17 protein-coding genes are annotated in these 25,048 nt (G+C 42.7%); 8 read left to right on the forward strand and 9 right to left on the reverse strand.

Features of this window, described 5'->3' with window-relative positions:
* Positions 1-338 precede the first annotated feature (338 nt).
* The 3 genes from FLM53_RS01270 to FLM53_RS01280 all read left to right on the forward strand — a co-directional run bounded on the left by FLM53_RS01270 (position 339) and on the right by FLM53_RS01280 (position 4,624).
* Positions 339-1,892 (forward strand): methyl-accepting chemotaxis protein, encoded by a 1,554-nt coding sequence (locus FLM53_RS01270; RefSeq protein ID WP_176681028.1) that lies wholly within the window; start codon positions 339-341, stop codon positions 1,890-1,892.
* A gap of 723 nt (positions 1,893-2,615) precedes the next feature.
* The gene (locus FLM53_RS01275; RefSeq protein WP_176681027.1) at positions 2,616-3,875 is read left to right on the forward strand and encodes an alginate lyase family protein; all 1,260 of its coding nucleotides are present in this window, start codon (positions 2,616-2,618) and stop codon (positions 3,873-3,875) included.
* 74 nt (positions 3,876-3,949) lie between these two features.
* The gene (locus FLM53_RS01280) at positions 3,950-4,624 is read left to right on the forward strand and encodes an oligogalacturonate-specific porin KdgM family protein (protein ID WP_017632460.1); all 675 of its coding nucleotides are present in this window, start codon (positions 3,950-3,952) and stop codon (positions 4,622-4,624) included.
* A 140-nt stretch (positions 4,625-4,764) separates the two neighbouring features.
* Here FLM53_RS01280 and FLM53_RS01285 read toward each other — a convergent pair whose 3' ends face one another.
* From FLM53_RS01285 to FLM53_RS01295, 3 genes are all read right to left on the reverse strand, one after another.
* Positions 4,765-5,481 carry a 3'-5' exonuclease gene (locus FLM53_RS01285; RefSeq protein ID WP_048663523.1) on the reverse strand — a complete coding sequence of 239 codons (717 nt, stop codon included), beginning with the start codon at positions 5,479-5,481 and terminating at the stop codon, positions 4,765-4,767.
* Positions 5,481-7,343, reverse strand: coding sequence for a DUF294 nucleotidyltransferase-like domain-containing protein (locus tag FLM53_RS01290; RefSeq protein ID WP_017632462.1), 1,863 nt, complete (start codon positions 7,341-7,343; stop codon positions 5,481-5,483). Before FLM53_RS01290 ends, FLM53_RS01285 begins: the two co-directional genes overlap by 1 nt.
* A gap of 228 nt (positions 7,344-7,571) precedes the next feature.
* Positions 7,572-8,291 carry a FadR/GntR family transcriptional regulator gene (locus FLM53_RS01295; protein ID WP_017632463.1) on the reverse strand — a complete coding sequence of 240 codons (720 nt, stop codon included), beginning with the start codon at positions 8,289-8,291 and terminating at the stop codon, positions 7,572-7,574.
* Between the two features lie 342 nt (positions 8,292-8,633).
* Between FLM53_RS01295 and FLM53_RS01300 the strand changes: the two genes are divergently transcribed.
* The 3 genes from FLM53_RS01300 to FLM53_RS01310 all read left to right on the forward strand — a co-directional run bounded on the left by FLM53_RS01300 (position 8,634) and on the right by FLM53_RS01310 (position 11,825).
* Positions 8,634-9,410, forward strand: coding sequence for an SDR family NAD(P)-dependent oxidoreductase (locus FLM53_RS01300; protein ID WP_105057246.1), 777 nt, complete (start codon positions 8,634-8,636; stop codon positions 9,408-9,410).
* A gap of 176 nt (positions 9,411-9,586) precedes the next feature.
* Positions 9,587-10,309 carry a FadR/GntR family transcriptional regulator gene (locus tag FLM53_RS01305; RefSeq protein ID WP_017632465.1) on the forward strand — a complete coding sequence of 241 codons (723 nt, stop codon included), beginning with the start codon at positions 9,587-9,589 and terminating at the stop codon, positions 10,307-10,309.
* A 148-nt stretch (positions 10,310-10,457) separates the two neighbouring features.
* Complete coding sequence (locus FLM53_RS01310) at positions 10,458-11,825, forward strand: MATE family efflux transporter (RefSeq protein WP_176681026.1); 1,368 nt, start codon at positions 10,458-10,460, stop codon at positions 11,823-11,825.
* Between the two features lie 278 nt (positions 11,826-12,103).
* Here FLM53_RS01310 and FLM53_RS01315 read toward each other — a convergent pair whose 3' ends face one another.
* Both FLM53_RS01315 and FLM53_RS01320 read right to left on the reverse strand, forming a co-directional pair.
* On the reverse strand, positions 12,104-13,141 hold the full coding sequence (locus FLM53_RS01315) for a polysaccharide lyase family 7 protein (protein ID WP_176681025.1): 1,038 nt from the start codon (positions 13,139-13,141) through the stop codon (positions 12,104-12,106).
* Positions 13,142-13,206: 65 nt separating this feature from the next.
* The gene (locus FLM53_RS01320; protein WP_256099358.1) at positions 13,207-14,058 is read right to left on the reverse strand and encodes a polysaccharide lyase family 7 protein; all 852 of its coding nucleotides are present in this window, start codon (positions 14,056-14,058) and stop codon (positions 13,207-13,209) included.
* 509 nt (positions 14,059-14,567) lie between these two features.
* On the opposite strand from FLM53_RS01320, the gene FLM53_RS01325 reads away from it, so the two are divergent.
* Together FLM53_RS01325 and FLM53_RS01330 are read left to right on the forward strand one after the other, a co-directional pair.
* Positions 14,568-15,428, forward strand: a complete 861-nt coding sequence (locus tag FLM53_RS01325) for an oligogalacturonate-specific porin KdgM family protein (protein WP_176681024.1) — start codon at positions 14,568-14,570, stop codon at positions 15,426-15,428.
* 191 nt (positions 15,429-15,619) lie between these two features.
* The gene (locus FLM53_RS01330; RefSeq protein ID WP_176681023.1) at positions 15,620-16,849 is read left to right on the forward strand and encodes a hypothetical protein; all 1,230 of its coding nucleotides are present in this window, start codon (positions 15,620-15,622) and stop codon (positions 16,847-16,849) included.
* A 926-nt stretch (positions 16,850-17,775) separates the two neighbouring features.
* Here FLM53_RS01330 and FLM53_RS01335 read toward each other — a convergent pair.
* The 4 genes from FLM53_RS01335 to FLM53_RS01350 form a co-directional block, all read right to left on the reverse strand.
* Positions 17,776-19,013, reverse strand: a protein-coding gene (locus FLM53_RS01335; RefSeq protein WP_176679779.1) for an IS3 family transposase whose coding sequence is annotated in 2 segments (ribosomal slippage) — positions 17,776-18,641 and positions 18,641-19,013 — 1,239 coding nt in all. Because the reading frame shifts where the segments join, the coding sequence is not laid out codon by codon here.
* 118 nt (positions 19,014-19,131) lie between these two features.
* Complete coding sequence (locus FLM53_RS01340; protein ID WP_176681022.1) at positions 19,132-20,700, reverse strand: polysaccharide lyase family 7 protein; 1,569 nt, start codon at positions 20,698-20,700, stop codon at positions 19,132-19,134.
* Positions 20,701-21,185: 485 nt separating this feature from the next.
* Positions 21,186-22,937, reverse strand: coding sequence for a polysaccharide lyase family 7 protein (locus FLM53_RS01345; protein ID WP_176681021.1), 1,752 nt, complete (start codon positions 22,935-22,937; stop codon positions 21,186-21,188).
* A 238-nt stretch (positions 22,938-23,175) separates the two neighbouring features.
* Positions 23,176-25,047, reverse strand: coding sequence for a methyl-accepting chemotaxis protein (locus FLM53_RS01350; RefSeq protein WP_176681942.1), 1,872 nt, complete (start codon positions 25,045-25,047; stop codon positions 23,176-23,178).
* Position 25,048: the final 1 nt, after the last annotated feature.

Raw genomic sequence — 25,048 nt, forward strand, 5'->3', positions numbered from 1 at the left:
AAACCGACGTGAATGCTCGTATTTTTTTGCCCCTAGACAGTGCCTTCCCTCTCCCGCTTGTTGTATTCCTTTCTCTTCCAGCTGACTTCCACCAATCTGTTAGTGACAAAGCGATCTCTAGCGCCAAAACAGCCTCTTAGTGACAAAAAAATCACCAATAGTCATTGAAATAATAAATATTTAACTTGTTAATAATCATTTTATAAAATACTGTTAGCAAACGTTTCCGTTGCGAGTCAGATCTCATTTTCGTTCTCATAAGCTATTTAACACGCAAATAAGAGAAACACGATTCCAAATACATTGTTGAGTCATATTGTTTGCTTTGGTACCCGTCTATGAAAATTAAAACTTCCCTAATTAGCCTTACTTGTTTATCCATCCTGTCTTTACTGATCGTGGTTTCATTTACAGAACTGGCCAATCTAAAACTGATCAAACTTGAGAAAACGCTGATCAAGGTAAAGTCACTCGAAGTCTCTATGCTTCAGCTCAATCGAACAGAATTAGAGCTTCTGATAAGCCACGATACAACGCTCAAGCCGGTGTTTGCTCAAGAGTACTCTCACTTTCAACAACTTATGGGCGGTTTCTCAGTCTTGCTTAAAGAGTCTGATATCGCAGTCCCTGAGTTAGAGAAGTTGACACTTGAAGTAAAGCAATACCACAAAGACTTCTCGTTAATGGTCGATGCCATCGACCGTAACCCCGCCAAGGTCGCTGAACTGAAATCAGAAATGAAAATGCTGTTTGAAGATATCATCTCTATATTCATCAACGTTGAAGGCCGATTAGAACAGCAAGTCGAATCGATTCAGCAAACCATTACCACCTTCATTGTAAGCTCCATTATTACCGTCGCGGCATTATTGATGGCGCTGTCTTATGGCATCTCATCTCGCGTAGCAAAGAAAATAGCCTCGCTGAACTCGACCATGATGCTCGTCGCTCAACAACGCGACTTTACCGTAAGAGCTGAAGACAAGGGATCGGACGAGATTGCCGATATCGCAAAGGCATTTAATACAGTCCTCACCGATATTCGTCAGCTTGTCGGCCAAGTTCAGGGCTCTATTCAAGAACTCGGCAATATTTCGAACCAGCTACAACACGACGGAATGGAAGTTGAGAGTGCTTTAAACAAGCAGCAGCAACAGACTGAGAACATTGCGACCGCGATAAACCAGATGGGCAGCAATATTCAAAACGTAGCGACCAACAGTGAAAACGCTTCATCCAATGCGCAAACCAGTTTCGCTACGGCAAACGAAGGTCTGAATGATGTGGCATTCACTAGAGACACCATCAATACCCTTTCGACTGATCTTGTCAGTGCCAGTGAAGAAGTGAATCGCCTTTCTGTTCACTCAGAGAAGATTAATACTGTATTAGAAGTGATTAAAGACATCGCAGAACAAACCAACCTACTTGCTCTCAATGCAGCCATCGAGGCAGCTCGCGCGGGAGAACAAGGCCGTGGCTTTGCGGTGGTCGCTGATGAAGTAAGAACGTTGGCTGGCCGAACACAACTTTCTACTGAAGAGATCTCAAAGATAATCCAAGGCGTTCAGGACCAAACACAAACGGTCGTAAATACGATTCAAAGTTGTTGTGAGAAAGGCAACAGCAGCGTCGACTCTTGTGAAAATGCGCATTCAAGAATCACTTCGGTGATTGCAGACATGGAAACGATTTTAAACAACAGTTTGGAAGTGGCGAATGCAATGAAAGAACAAAGCGCTGTTACCTCAGAGATCATTGAAAACGTGGGTGCCATTAAGCAGCTAACATTGGCCAATGTAACGGGAGCGTCGAAAAACGCCGCTTCTGCAACGTCTGTGGTAGAACAAACCGACTCACTTGAGCGAGCTGTCATCAACCTAAGAGCCTAGCTTTTAAACCGCGGTTTACACGCTTATTGAGCCTCAAACGACTCTTTACTGAAATTCCAGATAAAAAAACGCTCATGTTGCCTGTATCAACATGAGCGCAAGGGCAGATCTTCGACTACCATCTCCTACCTTTCTAAATGAAAGCAGAAGTTATAATTAGAATAGTTGGGAGCAATAATCAAAATGCTCTTGCAAGCACTTCAACGATTTCTTTTTTTCATCGATTTAGAGAGGCGTTAACCGTCTTAACTAAATTCGATTCTATATAGCAGGCGATGTCACTGCCTTGCCTACTACATTTCAAACCTGCTCTGATTGAAGCTTTTATCACCTCAAGCAAATGCCTCGTCCTTTGAACTATCCGTTCCTCTATCCACTTTACTTCACTACTTAGCGGTTCTTTATTGAATCTACATATATTCAACATACGAAAGATAAGTGTTGCTACATAAAGTTAGTAAATAATAATGTATTACAAATAAAAATAACATCTAAAGATTCAATTTTTTGCTGTAGCGCACATTTATTGATAAACAAGAACTTTATAAACAGACTTATCAAGATAAATTAACCAATAAAAACATAGTGTTATGCCACACCTTAACTTTGTAACCCTTTGTAAATAGTGGTTTTGTCACTACAACACGATCTAATTCACAGATCATCACGCCTCGGATCGCTACCATATTTGTATTATTTTAATTCAAAACAAAAGGCGTAAATATGAAAGCCCCCCGACTCCTACATCTGGCTGCCTGTATTGGTGCTATCACTTTCGGTTCACAAGCTATGGCTGCTGAATTCGTTTTCCTCGATGAAGCAACATTAGAAGCGAACCGCACTCTTCTTCAGTCAGATAAAGCTACTGATTCAATGAAAGATGCTTACACCAAGCTGATTGAAGAAGCAGAACTAGCTATGAACGATGGTCCTTTCAGCGTTGCTGATAAAGGCATGGTTCCGCCAAGCGGCAGCAAAAACGATTACATGAGCATCAGCCCTTACTGGTGGCCTGATGAATCAAAAGAAGATGGGCTTCCATGGGTACGCCATGACGGAAAAACCAACCCAGCATCAAAAACTGACGAAACTGACTCAAAACGTATTGGCCACTTCACCCGTTCTGTTCGCGCATTAGCGATCGCCTACTACTTTAGCCAAGACGAAAAATACGCTCAGCAAGGTATCGAATATGTAAGAACTTGGTTCTTCAATGAAGATACGAAGATGAACCCGAACGTGAACTACGGACAAGGTGTACCTGGCGTTGCTGAAGGTCGCCGCGGTGGAATCATCGATACCAGAACACTGACTGACCGCATGCTGGATTCAATCGCCATTCTGTCTCAATCACCAACGTGGACTGAGTCTGATGAAACGCAAATCACTCAGTGGTACAGCGAATATCTAGATTGGTTAATCATCGATGATCTGTCTGGTGGCCCTAAAGGCGAAGCTTACGCAGAAAACAACCACGGCACTTGGTACGACTATCAAGTAGCAGGCGTTTCTTACTTTATTGGTAACGACGCACTGGCTAAGCAGATGGTTCAGAAAGGCAAAATGCGTATCGACACACAATTCGAGAAAGACGGCTCTCAGCCCCATGAAATCGAACGTACACGTGCTTACCACTACCACTACTTCAGCCTAGACCCATTGGTCGGCATGGCTCAGATCGGTGACAAAGTCGGCATCGATCTTTGGAACTACACAAACAAAAAAGGTGGCTCTTTAGACACAGGTATTCAGCTAATGGCTGACTACAACGACCTGTCGAAAGAGTGGCCATACACACAAAAAGATGAACGTCGTCGCGTTGAACGCATGACTCCGCTTTACCTGAAAGCCGGTGTTGCTATGGAAAACCCTGAGTGGGTGAAACTGGCAACAGAAACTGACTTCAGTGCGTTCACGGTTAAGAAGAACCTAGCGGAAGTTTGGGCTCAACGAGATGTAGAACTGCTTTACCCGAAGCTTTAATCCAAATAACTACAAGGGGCTTTGTAACCGCCCCTTGAACAACCATTTTTAATTAAAAACAGTGGAACAAATCAATGTTAAAAAATAATAAAATCGCTTTAGCTGTCGTAGCAACTCTATTTGCAGGCAGCGTTTCAGCAGCATCACTTGATGCCCGCCAAGAGTACAAACACGGTTCAGAAGACTGGGCAAGCCGTATCAAGATGAGCGGTTCGGTAGATAACCACTTCTTCGGCGCTGAAATGAAGCAAAAAGGTAAGCCTTTCTCTGAATGGGAAGCAGCGGACAACGAATTTGAATACGGCTACAAATTCAAAATCAGCGATCACTGGTTAATCCAACCAAGTATGCCAGTAACATTTGGTTCTGATAGCGTAACCTACAAACCACAAGTACGTGTTCAATACTCTTTCGATTCAGGTGTAAAAGCGAAGCTTCGCTACCGTCACGAGTTCCGTGACTACACCTCTGATTCTTCAAACGACAACAAGAACCGCAGTAAAGTAACAGGTAACATCGATTACAACTGGAATGCTTGGCAGTTCGGCTTCGAAGCTAACTACGCAGAAGACTTCATTGATAATGAGTGGACTGGCGGCGGCGGTGCTGACAACGAGTGGGATTACAACCTTAAAGTGGGTTACAAAGAGGCTGACTGGAGCTGGCGTCCATACGTTGAGTTCGGTAACGTTCAAGACAGCCGTGACCGTCAACTGCGTAGCCGTGTAGGTATTACTTACAGCTTCTAAGCAGCACATTACATGAAAAATCTAAGATAATTACTGTCCTAATTTTCTAAGACCTAAACAAAAGCCAGCTTAATCGCTGGCTTTTTATCGTTTAAACTCGGCTCATTCAAACAAGAATCGAGTACGTGGGGCTTCTGCCCTTAGTGACTGATCCGATAAAGAAATGAAACGGTCACTTCATCGTTAGGCACGACTCTCTTCTGTTGAGCTAAAAACAACTCTGCGGTCGAGACGGCATCGGCTAGTGCATTGTGGCTGTTGTACTCCGGAAGCCCATACCTTGCACGCGTCCCAGCCAGAGTTAAGTCTACCTCTTCATGGTTGCTGATCGCTTTCTCCATGCTCTTCTCAATACACAGTGTATCCAACCAAAGTAAAGGCAGTTGCCTTAAGCCATAACATCTCAGCAAATATTGGCTAATGAACTTCTCTTCGACCACACAAGCGTGTGCAACAATAATCTTGCCTTTCGCTGCTTCGAAGAAAGTGAGCATCGCATCATGAATGGATGCCCCCTCTTCTAACATCTGTGGTGTGATGTGGTTAATTACCGCAGTTTCAGCGTTGATCTGAGAATCATTGTTCAGGTAGATATGCTTGGCCGAAGCCAAATCGATTCGTCCTTTCACCACATCGACCCATCCCATAGACAAGATAAGATCTTGCTCACTGTCTAAGCCTGTGGTTTCAAGATCCAACACAATATAGTCGCTGTCTTTAGCCAAATCCGTCATTTCAGGACAAGGCTGTTCTACCAGATCATGCAACGCTTCTGGCAGCTTAACCGTACCCAGATATTGCTTACGCTTGCGTTTTATTCGCTCAAGCGGATGAAAGTAGTTCAACAAGGCTTTCATTAACGCGCTCCGAAACGAATTTTCGCCGCTTCTTGAAGGTCGGCAATGATTCTAAAGGCATCTTTCAAGTGCTTACGTTCAAAGCTACCAAAGCTGTCTGGATTGATATTGTTGTCTGGCACTTCCCCGTTCTTCAAGGCTTCTAATTGATGGCCGAAACGGAAAGACAGAATGAACTGATACGCGCCAAGGATGTTCTTGAACGCATCATCGCTCAACATGCCTTTTTCATTAGCAGCAGCGAAACGTTCGTCCGTTGCCGACAAATCACACTCCACCGCCAGACCGTAAATACGCGCTAAATCGATGATCAAGTTAATAGCGTACTTCTTCACGTTGAGTGTTTTTTTATTCTCACCTGACTTCTCAAGTACCAAACTATTGAAGATGCCCAGTGGTGGGTTTGTGTTCACCGCATCTTTCACTAACGTGCTTAAGAACTCACGATTGCTGCGAATATTGTTATGCAGTTCATCACGGAGAATACCTTCAAACTCACTGTTGCCGTAAATTGTACGAATCTCTAGGAACACACTGATGTTAAGTAAGCGTTCGTACTCAGGGTTTGCCACCCACTTCTTATAGTAATGCTTCCATACGCTGAGCGGCTGACACCATTTTGGCGTCGCAGCCATGAATTTACCCGGACAGAGTGGGTAGTCACAGCTCGCTAGACCATTGGTCACCATCATCGCTAAGTGTTTGAAGTAAATACGGTCACTGTCGGTTGCATCGTCAGCCAGTACGATCGCACTGTCTTGATCAGACAACATGTGAACTTCGTTACGAGCGTGCGATCCCGCCACAATCCATGAGAAATCACACGGCGGTGGCCCCAACTTATCAATCGCGATCTGAATCAATCGGCGCGTGTAGGCATCCATAATCATGGTCATTACTTTGCCGACCGTTTCCGGTGCAACCTTACCTTCCACCAGCGCTTCAAAGATTGCTTGTCGCTCTGAAGTGAAGGAAGACATGGTTTTCACGCTGCCCGCGTATTTGATTTTCTCGATTAAGAAGATCGCTTGAACACGGTGGTTTTGAACCAAGTGAGAGGTAGTCAGAAGGCCAACGACTTTGTTCTCTTTCACTACAGGAAGGTTACGAATGTTGAATTGCATCATGATAGACGCGGCATGCAACACGAGATCATCCGGTTTTACCGTGAGTGGAGAATGCGTCATTACCTCAGAGATTAAATTTTCAGTACTAACACCGTGCGCAATCACGCGTTTGGTCATATCACGGTCGGTGATCAAGCCCACAATGGTTTCACCTTCATAGATCACCGCACAAGGAGAGCGTTGATGAAGCATTTCTACCGCGACCGATTGGATGGTTTGCTCAGACTTAACGATGGCCACCTGCCCGCTTGCCACCTCTTCAACCTTACGAATGAACAAGCCCTTCTCTTTATTTGACCACACCACATCCAACGCCGACTTCAAGCGAACTTGAGCCTGTGATGCAAAGTGTTCTGCACAACTTGGAAATGCTTTGAACAGCGTTTGAAGTGCCGAGTGTGGAATCACATAAAGCAGGGTATTTTCGATGGCGACGGCGCGATAGCCTTTCTCGTCGTTTACTTCAGAATCTAAGAACGTAAAGCCGAACAAATCTTCACTGCCTAAACGCGCACGAAGTACGCCGTCTGATTTTCTTTGCTCCATCGAGCCTGTTCGAATGATATAGAGCGACTTCTCTTTACCCGACTCACACAGATCAACCACATCTCCTTTACCGAGGTAAGTGATCTGAACATTAGAGGCAAGCTCACGAAGTGCTTCTTTAGGGATCTTATCGAAAGGGTCTATCTGACCGATGAATTGAAGAATATTTGGCAGCAGAGACTGGGGCATAATCACACTCACAATAATTTAATTAGTATTATTATATAACTTAAAATACTGGTTACTAGTGATTTTAATAAAACGGTAAATAATAGATTAAATATTGGACACCGGTCAGGTTTTCATCAAATTTGAAGACAAAAAAAGCACGTATTGAACGTGCTTTTTAGGTGTCAGTTTGTTTAGCTAAGGTTTTTAAATCACTATTTTTTATAAACCAAAGTCTTTTTAAAACAATCAGCTAGCCACTGGTAATCTGTGATTAGTTTCTAACAGGTGACTTGCAGACGCTTGGCGTGCTTTGTCACTGTTACCCGCCATGATTGCTTCATAAATTTGGCGGTGTTCGTTAATACAGGTACTTCCCTCTTCAGAAGAGTGAGAAATAAAGTTAACAAACATCGTCGTCAAGATATTACCGAACGGTAGGTAGAAGTCGTTGCCCGTTGCATTAAAAATCAGGCTATGGAACTTCATATCGATATCTAACCAACTCTCTTGGTCGAATTCTTCGGCACTCGAGATTTCTACCATCTGTTGGAAAATACCCGAGAGTTCAATACGTTGCTCAGCGCTCGCAAATTGAGCAGCCAACGCACACGCTTCTGGTTCAATCGCGCGGCGTAAACCCAAGAACTGATGACAAAATTGGTCTGTGTCTGCTAGGCCATCCATCCACTCGATCAATTGTGGATCGAGGAAGTTCCAGAATGCGCGGTCAACCACACGAGTACCAATCTTAGGACGAGATTCTAGTAGACCTTTTGAAGTCAGAAGTTTCACCGCTTCTCTTAATGCTGTTCTACTGATACCAAATTGCTCACACAGAGCCATTTCACCAGGGATAATAGAACCTTGAGGCAAATTGCCCGACAAAATACCACGAGCGATTTCACGTGCAACTTGCACATGAAGGCTTCGCTTAGAGCCTGAAATCGAATTGAAAGAGCCAGCCATGTGTCTACTTACTTATTAGATATGTATTATTTAACCCGGACTATAGCACTGATTTATATCTGCACCAACTCAGTATAAGAATAACGTGAGGTCACTCCTGATATAGTCTAGAGCAATATTTCACTCACCTCCCCCCTATTCAACACATTAAACCTCTTCAATCTATTTATGCATACAAATAGTTCTTATTTACACTTTTTGAGTATGCGCGAACTCACAAAACCACTCTTACTCTCACTATTTATGTCGTTAATGATCGGTTTTGAGATGAACACCCTTGAATATGGCAAGTGTTATTGTATGATTTATTAACGCAAATAATCTACAATATAGGCGACTCTGATGTTTAACGATTTAAAAGGCAAACGCATTCTAATTACTGGCTCTACCGCTGGTATGGGCTTAGCTACCGCACGTATTTTTGCAAAGTATGGTGCAAAGATTGGCATCAATAGTCGTGCTTTCAGCCCAAAAGTGGATGACGTTCTAACCGAACTCACGGCACTGGGTGGCGATGTTGCGTTTTTCCCAGCAAATCTGATGGACACATCAGAATGTGAAAGATTAGTAAAAGAGTTCACCGAGCATTTTGGTGGAATGGATGTCTTGATCAATAACGCAGGTGGCTTAGGCGGTCGTGCAAATCTAGAAAGTATCGATGACGAGTTTTATGAACGAGTCATGGATCTCAACGTTCGCTCTGCATTAATGACAACCAAGTTCTCTATCCCCCACTTACGTGCTTCTGCAGCTGAGTCGGGGCAAACATCGTGTGTTATCAGCACGGGTTCGATTGCTGCTCGTGAAGGTGGCGGTGTGGGTGCTGGCATCTATGCGGCTTCAAAAGCGTGGTTACACGACATTCACCGTAACTGGGTGAAAGAGTTTGCGAAAGACAATATCCGTTTCAACATTGTTTCTCCGGGCACTATCGATACTGCATTTCACGATGGTAAAAGCGACGAGCTAAAATCGAACATTGCTAGCAACATCCCAATGGGACGCTTTGGCAATATCGAAGAAGTGGCACCGACTTTTGCTTTCTTTGCATCCCATGCTTGCAGCGGTTACATCACAGGGCAAATCTTGGATGTAAACGGCGGACAGATAGCGCCTTAGCTTAACGGCTGTAGCTCAGCTTTAAGGCTGCACTTTAAGTTACACATTACATTAGGTCACAAGACCTTAATAGATGAGGCAAAACCTCACGCTATATTAGACGTATACACTGACATCAAAACGCCAGATTCGTCTGGCTTTTTTTGTTTTTAAAGTTTCAATTTCAGGTGGTTTAAATGTCAATATTTACATTGGTGGAAGATTCAAGCCGCCGAATTCATGTTCAAGTGGCGCGACAAATTGCTCGTAAGATCTTATCTGGCGAGTTACAAGAAAATCAAAAGTTACCTAGCGAAATGGAGCTGTGCGATATCTTTGGAGTAAGCAGAACTGCCCTTCGAGAATCAACCAAGCTACTTTCTGCAAAGGGGTTGATTGAGTCAAAGCCGAAAGTCGGCACTCGTATCAAGCCAAGAACGCAATGGCACTTCTTAGATCCGCAATTGCTGTACTGGATTCAAGACTTAGAAGACACCAAACCCTTCTTGTCTCAGTTCTTAGGCTTAAGAAAAGCGATTGACCCAGAAGCGTGTGCGCTAGCAGCAACCAACGCAACGGTAGAACAACGCAAAGAGCTTTCGATTCTGTTCCAAAAGATGACTATTGCAGCAAACAGCTTTGATTATGAAGAGTGGACAACCAACGATCACCTGTTTCACCAAACGATTTTCTTATCGACAGGCAATCAGTTCTACATCCCGTTTGCGAACATTCTGTCGACAATCTTCAAGCAGTTCATCGACCATTCAGCCGAAGGCGGTCGCTTCTGTTTAGAAGAACATAAAGCAATATACGATGCGATTATGTCAGGTAACGCTCAGCAGGCTCGAATAGCCTCACAAGTGTTACTAGACGATGAAAACCAAAAGCTGTCTCGAGTTGAACTCGCCATCGCATAACCAAGATTTACCAAACTGACTCGTGTATCTCAATACACGAGTCAGTCACATTTTAGCGTCCAATTTTTTACCATCCATACCGTAGTGTTTCATCTTTAAACCTTGAAGTCGGGTCGTCTCAGAGAAAGCTTACGGTTATACACATAAGGTGTTGTTTGTGTCTTCGCAATCGTACGTAAGGAAAAACTTCTCTCTCGCCTGGCCCCTCGCCTTAAACGCATTACTGATGCAATCGATGTTGATGATCGACACGCTATTGGTTTCTCCGCTTGGTGAAATACCTCTTGCCGCCATGGGCATTGCGACGACCATCATCGCGTTTGTGTTGGGTATTCAAATGGCCTTGGCTAATGGTACCCAGCTGGTTCTCAGCCGCGCAGTGGGCTCTGGTGTTAGCTCTTCACTATCCAAGGCATTTTGGGCGGGTCTGTTCATCAATGTTGGCGTCGCATCGATGTTTTGGCTTCTGCTGACCTTTTTTGAGCAACCTCTAATCCAAGCATTAACCGACGATAAGACACTTCACCTTGAGATCAGTCATTATCTAGACATCTCAAAATATTTGGTGATCTTCACAGCCTTAACACAGGTGATCATTGCCTTGTTTAATGGACTGGGCAGAACTAAGGTTCCGTTTAAAGGCTACTTAATCGAACTGCCTGTCAACGCCGTGCTCTCTTATGTACTTATTCATGGCTTCTCAAACTTTGAAGGCATTGGCGTACAAGGTGCAGCGTTAGGTAGTGTTATCGCTATTACGATTCGTCTTGTGTATTTGATTCTATGTGTGCATTACGATTCATCTGTGTCGTTGAAACTGGATACTGAAAAGTCAGAGTTCATCACTAACATCCGTCGTCACTTCATTGAGATTTTCCCGGTCGCAGCGAACGTGACTATGCTTTCGATTGGTGCAACGATCTATCAGCTATTGTACTCACAGCTCAATATTAATGCTTACGTAGCGATTACTCTGGTGATGCCGTGGATACGTGCCGGTACTCAATTCATTACGGCTTGGGCCCATTCTTCCGCGATTACGATCAGCCAAGCGATCGGTTCGAAGAAAATGGATGACCTAACTAAAAACGTTGATACCAGTATTGATGTGGCGGTTGGTATCTCTATGGTTTGTGCGGTGATGTTTGCAGGTTTAAGTTTGGTGATTGGCGATATTTACCCAGATCTTGACGCCTCGACTTATCAAGCTTTGGCTGTTATTGCCCCACTCTACATCTTCTTGCCAATCGTTCGTGGTTACAACACCGTTCACGGGCACGTATTAAGAGCTCTTGGCAAAACCACTGACGTATTCAAAATCAACTTTACGGGTCAATGGGTAATTTCAATTCCATTGTGTGCGTTGATCATCTTCGGTTTAGACGGCTCTATCTTTTGGGCATTTGCCATCCAACCATTCGAAGAGATAGTCAAAGCCTTCCCATTCCGTCATTTGGCGCGCAAGTCTCTTAAAGAGTTTGATGCAAACAAGGCCAATGAGTTGATGTATGACTAGTGATGGTATGTCGTTCATACCCAACTGACTCTAAGGGTCAGAGTTATCTCTAAAAGATATCTAAGCTCTGTCTAAGCTTTCTGAATACAACCTTGTCCTTTGGCAAGGTTGTATTGTTTTGGCTGTACCTTTCATTGATAAGCTTCACTACGCTCTCGCTGGTTTAAAACTCCTATAAAACAAAAAGACCACTCAACATTCGTTTAAGTGGTCTTAAGAAAACATCTACCATGGCTAGCTTCTGGTTAACCCTGCTAGCCTACTGGTGATGGCATGTACTATTTGCCGTTCAGCTTAAGGGCTGAGAAAGTCACACTGTTGTAATCGCCGTTCTTTTTATCGACAGCGAAATCGCCAGTGCCAGCACAACCTGGGCCCCAAACTGGGTGAGAGTCGCTTACACTACATTGACCGTACGCACCCGCTTTATAGTAAAAGTCATCTTCCGCATAACCTGTTGGCGAATCAAGTTCGTCAATGCCCTTGCTCAAGTCGATTTCATACTTAACCGTATCGTGGCGAGCCGTTTCAAATGTGAGGTACATCATTGTACCCTTCACTTCCACTTTGTAGCTGAACTCTTCACCTAGAGCAATCCCCGCGTCACCAGGTTCTGTTGGGTTTTCCCAAGTATTGCCCCAAACTGGGTAAGCAATATCAGCGCGGTTAGGATCTTTCTTCTCTAAGTTACGTTCATAGTTCCAAAAGACTGAGCCCATCTCTTGATCAGGAAACTTCTTATAGAAGATCTTCAGGGGTTCGTTACCATGGCCGTAACCTGTTTTTGCTTTGATCAAAGCATCGTGTTTCTTCGCGTGTATCTGACCAACAACCACCGAGTGAGCTGGATACCTTTCTGGGTGCTTAGCATTAATCGCAACGTGATTCACTTTTAGTGTCGCTTCTAATGTCCCACCAACCGCACTGTATTCACTCGCTGCTGGGTGGCTTGATAATGCCCACTGGTTTCCTTTGTCAGCCGTATCGATTGAGAAATCAGCACCGCGTGGCATCTGGCGTAATTCAGAGCGTGCGTTTTTCGAGTTCTTCGTGGTAATCGCTTGGTTTTGTACTTCAAAGACGAGATTACCGTCTTTATCAAGATGGAAGAAATCGCTATGTGAGTAGCTCATCATTGCTACCCCTTCGATTTCATCAACACGTCCATCTTCGTTAATATCTGAAGGGATCGTTATTTTCCAATTACGCATATCAAACTTATCAGCGGGAACTGGATAAGACACACCGTTATTCGCAAATGACACAATAGGAACTGCTGATAGCAAAGCTATAGCAAGCATATTTTTTTTGAACATCCAAATTATCCTTAATAACAAACGAGTATTTGTAAACCCATTAATATTAACTAGGTGTAAGAAAACTAGTTGGTAATAACAGGTGAATCTTTAATTGAATAAACTAAATTGTAAAAGTGAGCTTCGCTTTCACCATTTTTGAATTGGTTATAAACGCCCGCTTTATAATAGCTAATCATATCTTTCCAATAACTAATGTCATGATTAACAACAGTGCTGCCGTTATGGTTAATAATTAACCTTTGGTTGCCGACATAAATATCGAACTTATCTGCGCCTTTTTCAGCTATTGGCCCCAATGGTAATTTTATATAAGCCTTTTTGCATTCCGTTGAGCCTTTATTTCCACTCTTTGAACTACAGTTAACGGCATTATTTTTAATGATTGCCCAATACCAATCTGTCTTACCACTTCGGTCGGCGTCATAAACCACACGAACTAAAGGATGGGGAATATACCCTTCACCATGAGAACCTGGTTTTCCATCGTAGTACGTCCCTTTGTTATGCACTTGCAGGTACGTCATTTCATCACGTTTTTTTTCGCTGTTTTTTACCGAATCACGAGGATTAATGGGCATAAACTCAGCACTCAGATGATGGTACTTATTAGGCTCATCGACCTTAAAATTGTCATTGACGCGAATCTCACTGCGATTCTTGTAACCCGCCATTTTAAAGACCAATGCTTGAGTGGGTTCATCAACATAGAAGTGTTCAAACACAACGCCATCAAAGTTGCCTTTGCTCGCATAATCTTTCTTGTTCCCAGGTTTCCCTTCTGGATCAGACATTTGCAGCTTAGAGAGTTTGAGAATGTCTTGAAACTGACTGTAGTCAGCAGGAACTCCCATATCAGAAGCATGTGCGCCGAGGGAAAGTGACGCCGTTATCGCCAAACATACTAGGTTTTTCATTTTTCTTTTAACCATCCATTGGATAAACATTCAAAGTATGGCGACCAAAAACAGAACAACCAAAAAGATAAAAAATCGATTTATCTGATAGTTGGGAGTAACATATCGCCACATCAACCCATAAAACATTTGTATTATTTTATCACATGGATTTTGCATTTCTCGGCAACATTGAAAAATTGAGAGGGCTGTCATTATTGACATTAAACACAGCACTGAAAGTGGGATATTCATAACGTTTTGATATAAACAGGCGGTAAAAAGTTAAATTTGTTAACCAAGAGCAACCATAATTAACGAATTATGCCGTTTTGTGTATATACCATTCCAAAAATCAGTGACTCACAACTGAATTAACAAACTAGTCAATATCCAATTTATTCGAATTTCAACCTAGCTCACGGTTTTTCATAAACTTAACATATAAGATTATTGTATGAGTTATTAAGTAGCTCGGAAGAAAAACCCTACCTTTACTTAATTTTAAATCTAAAAATATGAGAGTAATGATGAAAAAAATGAATACGGTTGCTATCGCAGTGGCAACAACTTTATTTGCAGGCATGGCATCAGCAACAACACTTGATTACCGTTATGAGTATCGTGCAGCGACTGACTATACAAAAACTAACGGAGATGAAGCTCATGTTGACGCTCGCCACCAGCACCGCGTGAAACTAGGCCACAGCTTTAAGCTATCTGATAAGTGGAAGCACTCAACTGGCCTTGAAGTTAAATTCCATACTGACGACTCTTACTACGACGCAGACTCTGGCGAAGTTAAATCAGCGAACAGTAGAAGCTTCTATGATGGCAACTGGTACATTTACGGCATGGAAGTCGAGAATACAGCAACTTACAAGGTCGATAACAACTGGTATCTACAAGTAGGTATGCCAATCGCTTGGGACTGGGATGAGCCGAACTACAACGGCGGTGACTGGAAAATGAAAAAGGTCACTTACAAACCTCAATTCCGTGTTGGCTATAAAGCAGACATGGGTCTAACAACGGCTATTCGTTACCGTCACGAGTATGCTGATTTCCGTAATCACACTCAATTTGGTGACAAAGATTCAGAGACTGGTGAGCGTTTAGAATCAGCACAGAAATCAAAAGTCACACTAACGGGTTCTTACAAAATTCAATCTCTACCTAAACTTGGTCTTTCTTACGAAGCAAACTACGTGAAATCTTTGGATAACGTACTGCTTTACAACAGCGATGACTGGGAATGGGATGCAGGCTTAAAAGTTAACTACAAATTCGGTTCTTGGAAACCTTTTGCTGAAATCTGGTCATCTGATATCAGTTCGTCTTCTAAAGATCGCGAAGCAAAATACCGTGTTGGCGTTGCTTACTCATTCTAATTTGAAAATAGTCAATTTATTAAAGCACCCCTCTCCTCTTGTAAAATTTTGGGGCATATTTAATTACTTTATTTTAAAGAATAGGACGTTCTAATAAATATTGTTTAATCCTGAAAAATATTTAACGCCTATTCATTATCTATTTCTTATGTGGTTTACATACGGATTTAATATCATAAAGAGAATATTTTATGCAGATTTCTAAAATCGCTACTGCTGTCGCTCTTTCGACAGGTTTATTATTTGGTTGTAACAGTGATGGTTTACCTATTCCAACAGACCCAGGCGGAACTGACCCTGTTGAACCTGTTGAAGTTTACTCTATAGAAAACGTCTATTGGGATCTGACAGGTGGTGCTGTTGCTGCACAGTCACTCAGCGGAACTTCACCATATCGCTTTGATAATGATGAAGAAGGTACTCGTGCTCTAAGCATTTACAGTGGAGACGTAGCTAATGGCTTCACTTTTGAGAGTTCAATATATACTGCTGAAGAAGAAGGTGTTGTTTCCTTTGAAGGTAAGGACTGTACTTACACAGTGACTGAGCAACAGCTAGATATGACATGTGAAAAAGATGACGTAGAAACAGCTTACTCAGCAACAGAGATTACAGATGAATCTGTTATAACTGCATTAGAAAATGCCGATGATGGAAAACCTAAATCAGTCGATGATGTGAACGCTGCGATTGCATCAGCAGAAGAAGGCGCAACTATTGAACTATCATCTCAAGGTACATTTGATACTGGCGTTATCGAGTTAAACAAAGCCGTTATACTTGATGGTGCTAGTTTGGTAACAATTACCGGAGATGCTTGTATTGATGTCACTGCACCCGGTGCTAGTATCAAAAACATGACTTTTGCCAATGATAAGTTGGACGGATGTTTTGGTAGAGAGTCAGCAGGTACTTCAGATAATGAAACCGGCGCGATCATCATTGGTAAAATTGGTAAAGATTCAGATCCTGTAGCACTTGAAAATCTAAAGTTCGATGCAAACGGCATTACCGGAGATGATCTGGGCGAGAAAAAAGCTAGTTGGTTATTCTCTCGAGGTTACTTTACATTAGACAGTAGCGAATTTGTCGGTTTAAGTGGCAGTATCCAAAATAATGCAATTCGTATTAACTGTAGCAGTAACAATGCGCGATTTGGTTCACAAATCACTAATAATACGTTCACTATTAAATCGGGTGGTAGTGATGTTGGCGGAATTAAAGTTGGTGATTCTAGCAGTGCGGAAATAAAGGATACCGATAATAACAACACCTGTAATGTAACTGTCGAAAGTAATACGTTCAATGGTTATAAAACCCTACTTTCAGCAGACAACACTAGCGATTTTAGAAATACAGCTATTTACGCACAACCATCTGCAGTGAACACTGCGGCAGGTAAAGAAAATATATTGAATTAAGACTAGGAATATCAAAACAGACAAGTTGACTTGCTGTTTGCTAATCTTAGATCCTGACTTATTCAAAGCCATAGCAACTGCTATGGCTTTTTTATTTTTAAAACACAGAGCTTATGACACGATTAAATTTAACAAGCCAAATATCTATTTTATTAACTCTAATTAAAAACCAGAATAACTCTAGCACTAATTGTCATTCTACTGTTCTAACCCTCTCAAAGCCCTGTATCTATCATAGATAGACAAAGTCTCTCAGTTCTATACTGATACCTGAAAATTATTATTCAGCGTCACCGTACAACTACAATCAGGGCATTTACGACCTCCATAACTAACGCTAAATCACACAACCTTGAGCTGATCGAGTCGTTTGATTGTCGACTTTAACCTACCTATGTATTTCATAGAGCATAAGAGCTAATAGAGTGATAGCCCTGCCCTTCTAATTATGAAAGAGTTAAAGCACTATTTATTGCTGTTGCTAGGAGCCTTGCTAAACACCCCAAGAGTGACAGTTTCAAGAAAAGTACGGGAGTAATCAGCCGATCTAACATTTATTAGTAGGCCACACACAATAATATGTTCGTAAATAAACGCACATAGGTAAATACCTTAAGAACGAGGGCAAAGTTTTCGAACTATGGTGATTCCGATAAACATAACGACATTATTTGGGTTTGAATCCGCGACAAGTTGACCTATTAGTAGCTGAGATTAATCATGAGCGGCGCTTGGGGGATTAATAGCGACTGAAACTGATAATGACTGAAGTTAATACTGAATGAGCTTGATAATACTGTCCTAAATTCTGTGCAACTACCGCGACCCTCACTTCTTTACTCAATTAAATCATATTCTTTACACCTAAACAAAAGAAACAAAAGAAACAAAATGTCTCGTCCTAAAATACGTTGACAGTATTTCTACTAAGCCAACAGCCCCAGCTGTTGGCTTTTTTCATGCACCTCATTTGGAGTTTTCATCATGAGACTGAGGTGCGGCCTCATATTGTTATAGATATTGATAGACTCTTTTACTAGTCGTTTAAGCTCCTCAAGACTCTTACACCTATCAAGTAAGAACTCTTGTTTCAGGATCCCGTTTATTCTTTCTGCTAAGGCATTTTGGTAGCAATCATAACCATCTGTCATCGAAGGCATTATGCCGCTAGTTTTCAGTTTATCTTGATATACACCTGAGCAATACTGTAGACCACGATCTGAATGATGGATACAAGAATGATGATATCGACGCTCTTTGATAGCCATATCTAGCGCTTTCACGACATCCGTCGCTTTCATTTCATTACTCAGCTCATAACCCATTATTTTTCGGCTAAAAGCATCTGTAACCAATGATAGGTAGTGAACTCCTTCATCAGATTGAACATAGGTTATATCGCTCACCAACACACTCTCTGGACTACATGGCTTGTAGTCCTTTAATAAGTTCGGGTGTTTCTTCATCCAATGCCGACTATTGGTCGTTTTTGTAAAACTACGCTTAGGTCTTACCAACAATCGCTCAGCGCGTAAGTAGTTGAAAAGCGCATCTCGGCCTAACTTGATACCTTGTTCTTGTAGTCTGGGTTTTATTAAAAAATAGAGCTTCCTAGTACCAACCCGAGGCATATAGCGCCTAATATCCAACACCATTTTTTTAATCGGTTTAAGCTCTAACCGACGGTGATGAGCTCGCTTTTCTCGTTGATAAACACTCTGCCTTGTTATGCCGCAAAGCCTACATACTCGAACTAGACTTATTCCTTCTTGCTTTTGAAGGCTTCTGGCTCCTTGGCTAGATACTTTTTTCTGAGACTGGTTCCGTGCTCAGCATCAAGGATATCAACCACTCTATTTAAGAAGAGGTTCTTGATTTTTTCGTCTTCCAACTCTTTTTCAAGACGTTTTATTTTCTGTGCAGGCGATTCTTTAGGCTTAGGTGATTGGCTCATGACATTCATCCTTGGATTTTGCGCCCAATTCATCTTACCGTGCTTTCGAAGCCAGGTTAAAACGGTTGAACGGCCTTGGATACCATAAATGGTTTGGGCTTGTTTATATGTCATATCGCCTCTTTCTACAGCGGCGACGACCTGTAATTTAAAGCCTAGTGTGTAATCACGCTGAGTGCGCTTAACGTAGGTATTATTTGAAGTAGTCATAATTCGTCCTCAATGTGTAAACACATTTCAGGACGAGACAAAAGAAACAAAAAAGCCTCCAAACCCTGAGGCTGGAGGCTATTGCGATAACTTAAATATTAAGTGTTATTCGGTTCGATTACTTTTGGTACTGATCGTGCGATACGTCTAGTTGGTAGAAAGTCGCTTGTGAGTAATCGTCTAGGTCGCCGCTGATGTTTTGGTTGTAAACACCCGCTTTGAAGTACATGTACTTGCCGCCAACGTCGTAGCCGCTATTGCTCATGTCAACCACTTGTACAACGTCGTCTTTGCCTTCACGCATTAACGTAACCGTCATCGTGTTGCCTTTAACGTCAATGCGGTAGCTGAACACTTCGCCAAGCGCGATACCATCTTCACCCACTTCAGCCGTCATATCGCCCACTAGAGGGTAGAAATCCTCTTTTGTTGCGTCTTGGCTTTCGTGTGCAAAGTAAACTGCACCCGTTGGTTGGTTTGGCAATTTACGGTAGTACAAACGAATCGGCTCATCGTTTTGATCGTGAATCTGACCAATGATAAAGCGACCTACTTCATTCGCATTACCCGTTGTTGTTGCGTGGTCGATTTTCAATGTCGCTTCTAGAACGCCATCAATACCTGCCGCAGCTTCTAAATCAGATTCAGGTGCGCTTGAGAATACCCAGTTGTTCTTGTTAACACCTTTAGTGCTAATAGACTGGTCACCACGACGCATCATTTCACGAAGCTCAGTACGTGCGTACTTAGTGTTTTTAGAGGTACGTACACCTTTCACGTAAGCCTTGAATACTAGGCCGCCATCATCCGCTGTGTAGAAGATTTCAGGGTGCTGGTAACCGTTTGCAAGGTTCCACTCAGACACATCATCAGGCTTGCCGTTTTTGTCATGATCGAATGGTTGAGATAGGTACCAATGAGTCATGTCGAAGTTTTCACTCGGTGCATTACCGGCAACGGGTGTTGCTGGTAGGCCTGTCGGAACAGGTAGTGCGCTGCGCGTATCACATTCAACCGAAGTCTCACAAGGGTAAACCGCTGCTACGCCGAAGTTACCAGAGCGTAGATCTTTACGCGCTGCTTTACGTGCTTTTTCTGCCGCTTTCATTTCAGCGATAATTACCGCTTCTGCAGCTACCACGTCTGAAGTGATGATATGGCTAGCAGGACATGCGTTAATGCTACAGTTAACTGCGGCTAATCCAGTCACACTGTTCCAACCGTTTTTGGTGTTACCGTGACCAACATATCTTACGTAACGTGCTTTCACCGCAGGCTCAAATTGGAAACGCTCAAGGCCGATAGCTTTACCAGAACTCAGCTGGTTCTCAAGTACCGTCGTCCAGGTCTCACCATCGACGCTCACTTGGATATCAAACTTAGATTGGCGCTCATTACCTTTACTGAATGATGCTTGCACAGCGTCAAATTCTTGAACTGAACCATAATCTAGCATTGCCCACTCACCGTCACCCGCTGAAGACCAACGTGTTGTTAGATCTTGGTCAATTAGACGATCTGGGCCGTTACCATCATGGCTACTAGCGGCAACTGAAACTGGCGTTAGAAGCGCTTCACCCGTTTCTTTGTTATTTGGAAAATCAGCAGTCGTCGTGCTCGTGCTCGCACAACCAACCGCAAGTAGAATAGAAGAAGCGAGTAAGGTTTTTAGAGTAATTTGTTTCATATTTAATCCATTATTATAATACAAAGACAGCGTTCGTAAGTGAAAGCTAAATCAGCAAACACGAGCTATAAGGCGATTCCCCTCTCAGTATTTGCGATAACATGAAAATATTACGTAATCTTATAATACAAATAAAACATTTCGTTGAATAAATGAGACTGGGAACACTTTCCGATTTTTCCATACTTTAACTGGATCACACTTCCTATTGATAAAAACAATATATAAAAAAATTGAATGCGAAATAGACTAGCAATACCAAAATAACCCAGCTGAAATAACAAGTTTTGAATCCAGTGAATCCGTTCTTTTCAACAATAAGATCCAACGATTGCTTCCCTCCTCCCAGAACGTAAAAAGACCACATTGTTGGAAATCAATGTGGCCTTTTAAGTCACCGTTCTAGCTATTCAGGATTAGTGCGGCTATTTAATGACCAATGGTACTATTCAAGCATCTGTGATCGCATTCAAGTCCCTGGTAACTCAATAGTGCGCCGCTCTAAGAGAACTAAAGCTCACATCGAACACCTCACCAGCATAGTCGCTATCAGGTTTAAATTGTGGATAGATGCCCGCTTTGAAATAGAAAGCAATATCTGCCGATGTCCAATCTGATGTTAACGACACCGTGTCCCCATCTTTGTCGGTGTAATCTTGTCCCCAAGGGATTGAATGAGAAACGGTGTTGGTTCCATCTAAGTCATGGGTTGCTAAGTACACACCGTCTTGGTTGGCTCGTATCGTATATCGCCATTCTTCACTGGCCGAATAAGTACCTAACTCAACACTGAACGGTTCGCAATGACCGCAGTCTTGGTTGTTTCGTTCAAAGTCGGAGTTCAGAATCACGCGTACTGGCTTACCCTCACCTTCCCAAAGCAACTTCACTAGGGCTTGATTGATCTTCCAGCCGTGTATTTGACCAAGCACCACTTTCGGCTCTTGGCTATTAATGTTCGGATAGTCCTCGATTCTCAGGGTTGCGGTTAACTCGTGACTGGTTGCGTTGGTTCTAGTGTCGTCCAAATACCAACTCGTATCTTCATCGCTGGTGCTGCAATCTGGTTGAGCACTACTTTGGTATAGCTCTCTGAGCTCAGAGCGAATATAGCTAGAGTTTTGCGTAGAGGTGCCATATCCCATATCCGCTCTAAAGTGCATTCTTCCTTCATCTGCATTGAAGTAAGAAAGATTAATATCGCTGTGGTACACGTCGCTGTCATTTGAAAGAAGATCTTTACTCGAGTCACAACGTTCCGGTTCTAACTCAGCAGCACTATCACCACCGCTTCCATACCAAGTATCTTTACTTGCCGGAATGGTCAGCTTCCAATCATTAATGTCCCAATCGTTTGACCCATTGATTTGAGTCGTGGTGTATCTCAGCGCCTGATAGTAAGCATTCGCTTCACCATTCTCGAATTGGTTATAGATACCCGCTTTGAAATAGCTCAACAGGTGTTGCCAATACGCGATATCTTGATTCACTTTTACTTCATCATTTACTTTGATCGACAGTGTGTTCTCATAAACAGAAAGATCAAACTCGGTAAAGCTATCCAGTTCCGCCTCACCTAAATCGTAACGATTGTATGAAGTAGCATAACAATCCGAAGAGTCCGCCGCACTGCTACAGTCAGTTGCATTGTTCTTCATAACAGCCCAATAATGCCCTGTGAGGCCGTCCCTCTCTTGTTCCCACACCACACGCAATAACGGATGAGGGATGTAACCTGTCCCACTCTCATCAGTGCCCTTATTGTGTATTTGTAGCAACGTCACTTCATCATGATCGGCAGGTGAACTCGCCATTGCATGTTCGATATCAGGTAAGCTTATTTCCGCATACAGGCTTCGTCTTACACCCGTTTCATTGATATCGAAGTTTTCTCCCTCACGAACCTCAGAACGCATCTTATAGTTCGCCATTTTAAAAATTAGGTTTTCCGTCTCTTCATCTGCGTAAAAGTAATCACTGATGTAACCATCGAAATCACCATCTTTCACTTCAGAGGTTTTGTTACCCTCTGTGCCGTTAGGATCCGATACCTGAAGGTCAGAGCTGGAGAGGATGTTTTGATACTTAGCAATATCATAAGGCGCAACAACGCCAAAAGACGTACCCGGATTGGTGTTATCAGAAGAGTCATTGCTATCACTTGAACTATTTGAACTGCTTCCACCGCAGCCATAGGTGAGCGAAGCGAGCGCGACGATGAGGATTGGCTTATTCACATTTATCTCACTTATCCATAAGAGTAGAGTGATAATGTATATTTGTACTATTTTATGTCAATTATCTATTTATCAGAATGTGAGATGCGGCAAATGAGGCGATATGAACAGTTTTCACCGAGGGTTTATAGACAAAAACAACGCAGAAAGGCCACTCTAAACTCGATAGGTTATGAGTGGCTCTCAGGCTAAAAACCAAAATTAACGCATTGATTTTTATTGTTTATTAATAGAAACGTCAGACTTTAAAGCTACTCATTAGCTCGCTAACGCTGCCATTAAGTGTTTTGATTTCAGCGGATCCTGTTAGTTGGTCTTGGCTTAGCTTATTGAGTTCCTCAACGAAGCTTTCAATCTTATGCATGTTCTTAGCGATACTCTGAATCAGCGCATTTTGCTCAACAGAAGATCCTGAAATATCGTTGTTGAAACGACTCACGGTTTCCATCTGTTCCGTTAGCTTCGCTAGCATGTTTACCGCTTGGACAACTTGAGCACGAGTCATCTCGCAATTGCTCTTCGTTAACTCAATCGATTTAACCAAACCATCCGATTTAGACTGCAACCCAGATAACGCCTCTTCTATTTCAGAGGTACTGATTTGAGTTCGGTTTGCTAGCGCACGGACTTCGTCTGCCACCACAGCAAAACCTCGACCATGCTCACCTGCTCTCGCCGCTTCTATGGATGCATTCAACGCTAGCAAGTTAGTTTGCTCAGCAATGCCACCAATCACAGACACTATCGACTGGATGCTCTGCGTTTCGTTAGCCATAGAACGAATATCATCCGACGTCGTGCAAACCTGCTTCTCAAGATCACTGATGTACGTTTCTGTCACCGTGTTAATTTGCTTAGTCTCGTCACTAAACACGGCCGCATCTCGCGCTGCTTCTGCCGCTGACTGTGAGTTTTTCTCGACTTCACTTGAAGCTTCAGACAATCCATTAATCGCAGAGACTACTTGAACCGTTTCATCGGTATGAACTTTCAGTACATCGCTGGTTTCTTTGCAGCCTTCTCGAATACTTAATACCTTGGTATCAAGATCCGAGTTTTTGAATTTCACGTCCTTAACCATCTCTTGCAGGCCAATGATGAACAAGTTGATGTCTTTGGCGATGTGTCCTAGATCGTCATTACCTTTCTCGGCAAGCCTTTGAGTCAGGTCGCCATTACCTTGAGAAAGGTCGTGAACAATTTTACGCAGTGACACAATTGGGCGGTAGAAACGATTCAGGAGTAGAATCATCAATATGACTGACCCCAAAACACAGGCGATAATCAACATTCGAGCATCTGACATCACACCATTCAGCTGATTGAGCGCAAGTTCAGGGTCGATACTTGAAATCATGTACCACTCTTTCTGGCTGCCAATATCGACCTTTTTAGCCATCAAGATTCTCTGATTACCATCAATCACACCTTCAATGAATTGATCTGGTCGTTCGATGGCCTTGTTGAGTTTCATTAAGGCGTCAGCAGAAGAGATATTGCTCTGTGGAAGCACGTTTTCTATTGTGGATGCGACAACCATCCCTCTCTCATCCACGATGATACCTTTGGCTTCGTAGATGCTATCTAGCTGTTTGAGTTGAGTTTCCAAATCATCGAATCGAATGTCCGCCATGATCACGCGATCTTGGTATGAGTAAGTCACACCAATCATAGGCACTTGAGTACTCTTAGTGAAAAACAGGTCACTAAAAGATAAACCTGACTTCAATTTCGCTTGTTGATACCAAGGGCGAGTTGTTGGGTTGTATTTTTCTTTGATTCCAACACCGTTAGGGAAAGACTCTGAAGGACGAGAAGTGTAAGAACGGCCGTCGTCAAAACCCACCACAATTTTGTCAATGCCACCGAGCTTAGCCGCGTAATGCATCAGAGCTTCATTTGGCACTTGGTATGGGGATTTCATGAACTCTTGTGCAACGGAATTGACCGTATCTATGGTGCGCTGAACGGTACTTTCAATCTGATTAATTTCTATCGTTAGCGAGTGATCAATCTCGTTATAAATCGTTTGGTTTACCTGATCAGTCGCCAAGTTAAGCGTGAACCAGTTAGTAAATGCCAAGGCACTAGAACTGACGATCGCCACCATT

The sequence above is a fragment of the Vibrio sp. Scap24 genome (genome assembly GCF_013394185.1).
Lineage (GTDB): Bacteria > Pseudomonadota > Gammaproteobacteria > Enterobacterales > Vibrionaceae > Vibrio > Vibrio pomeroyi.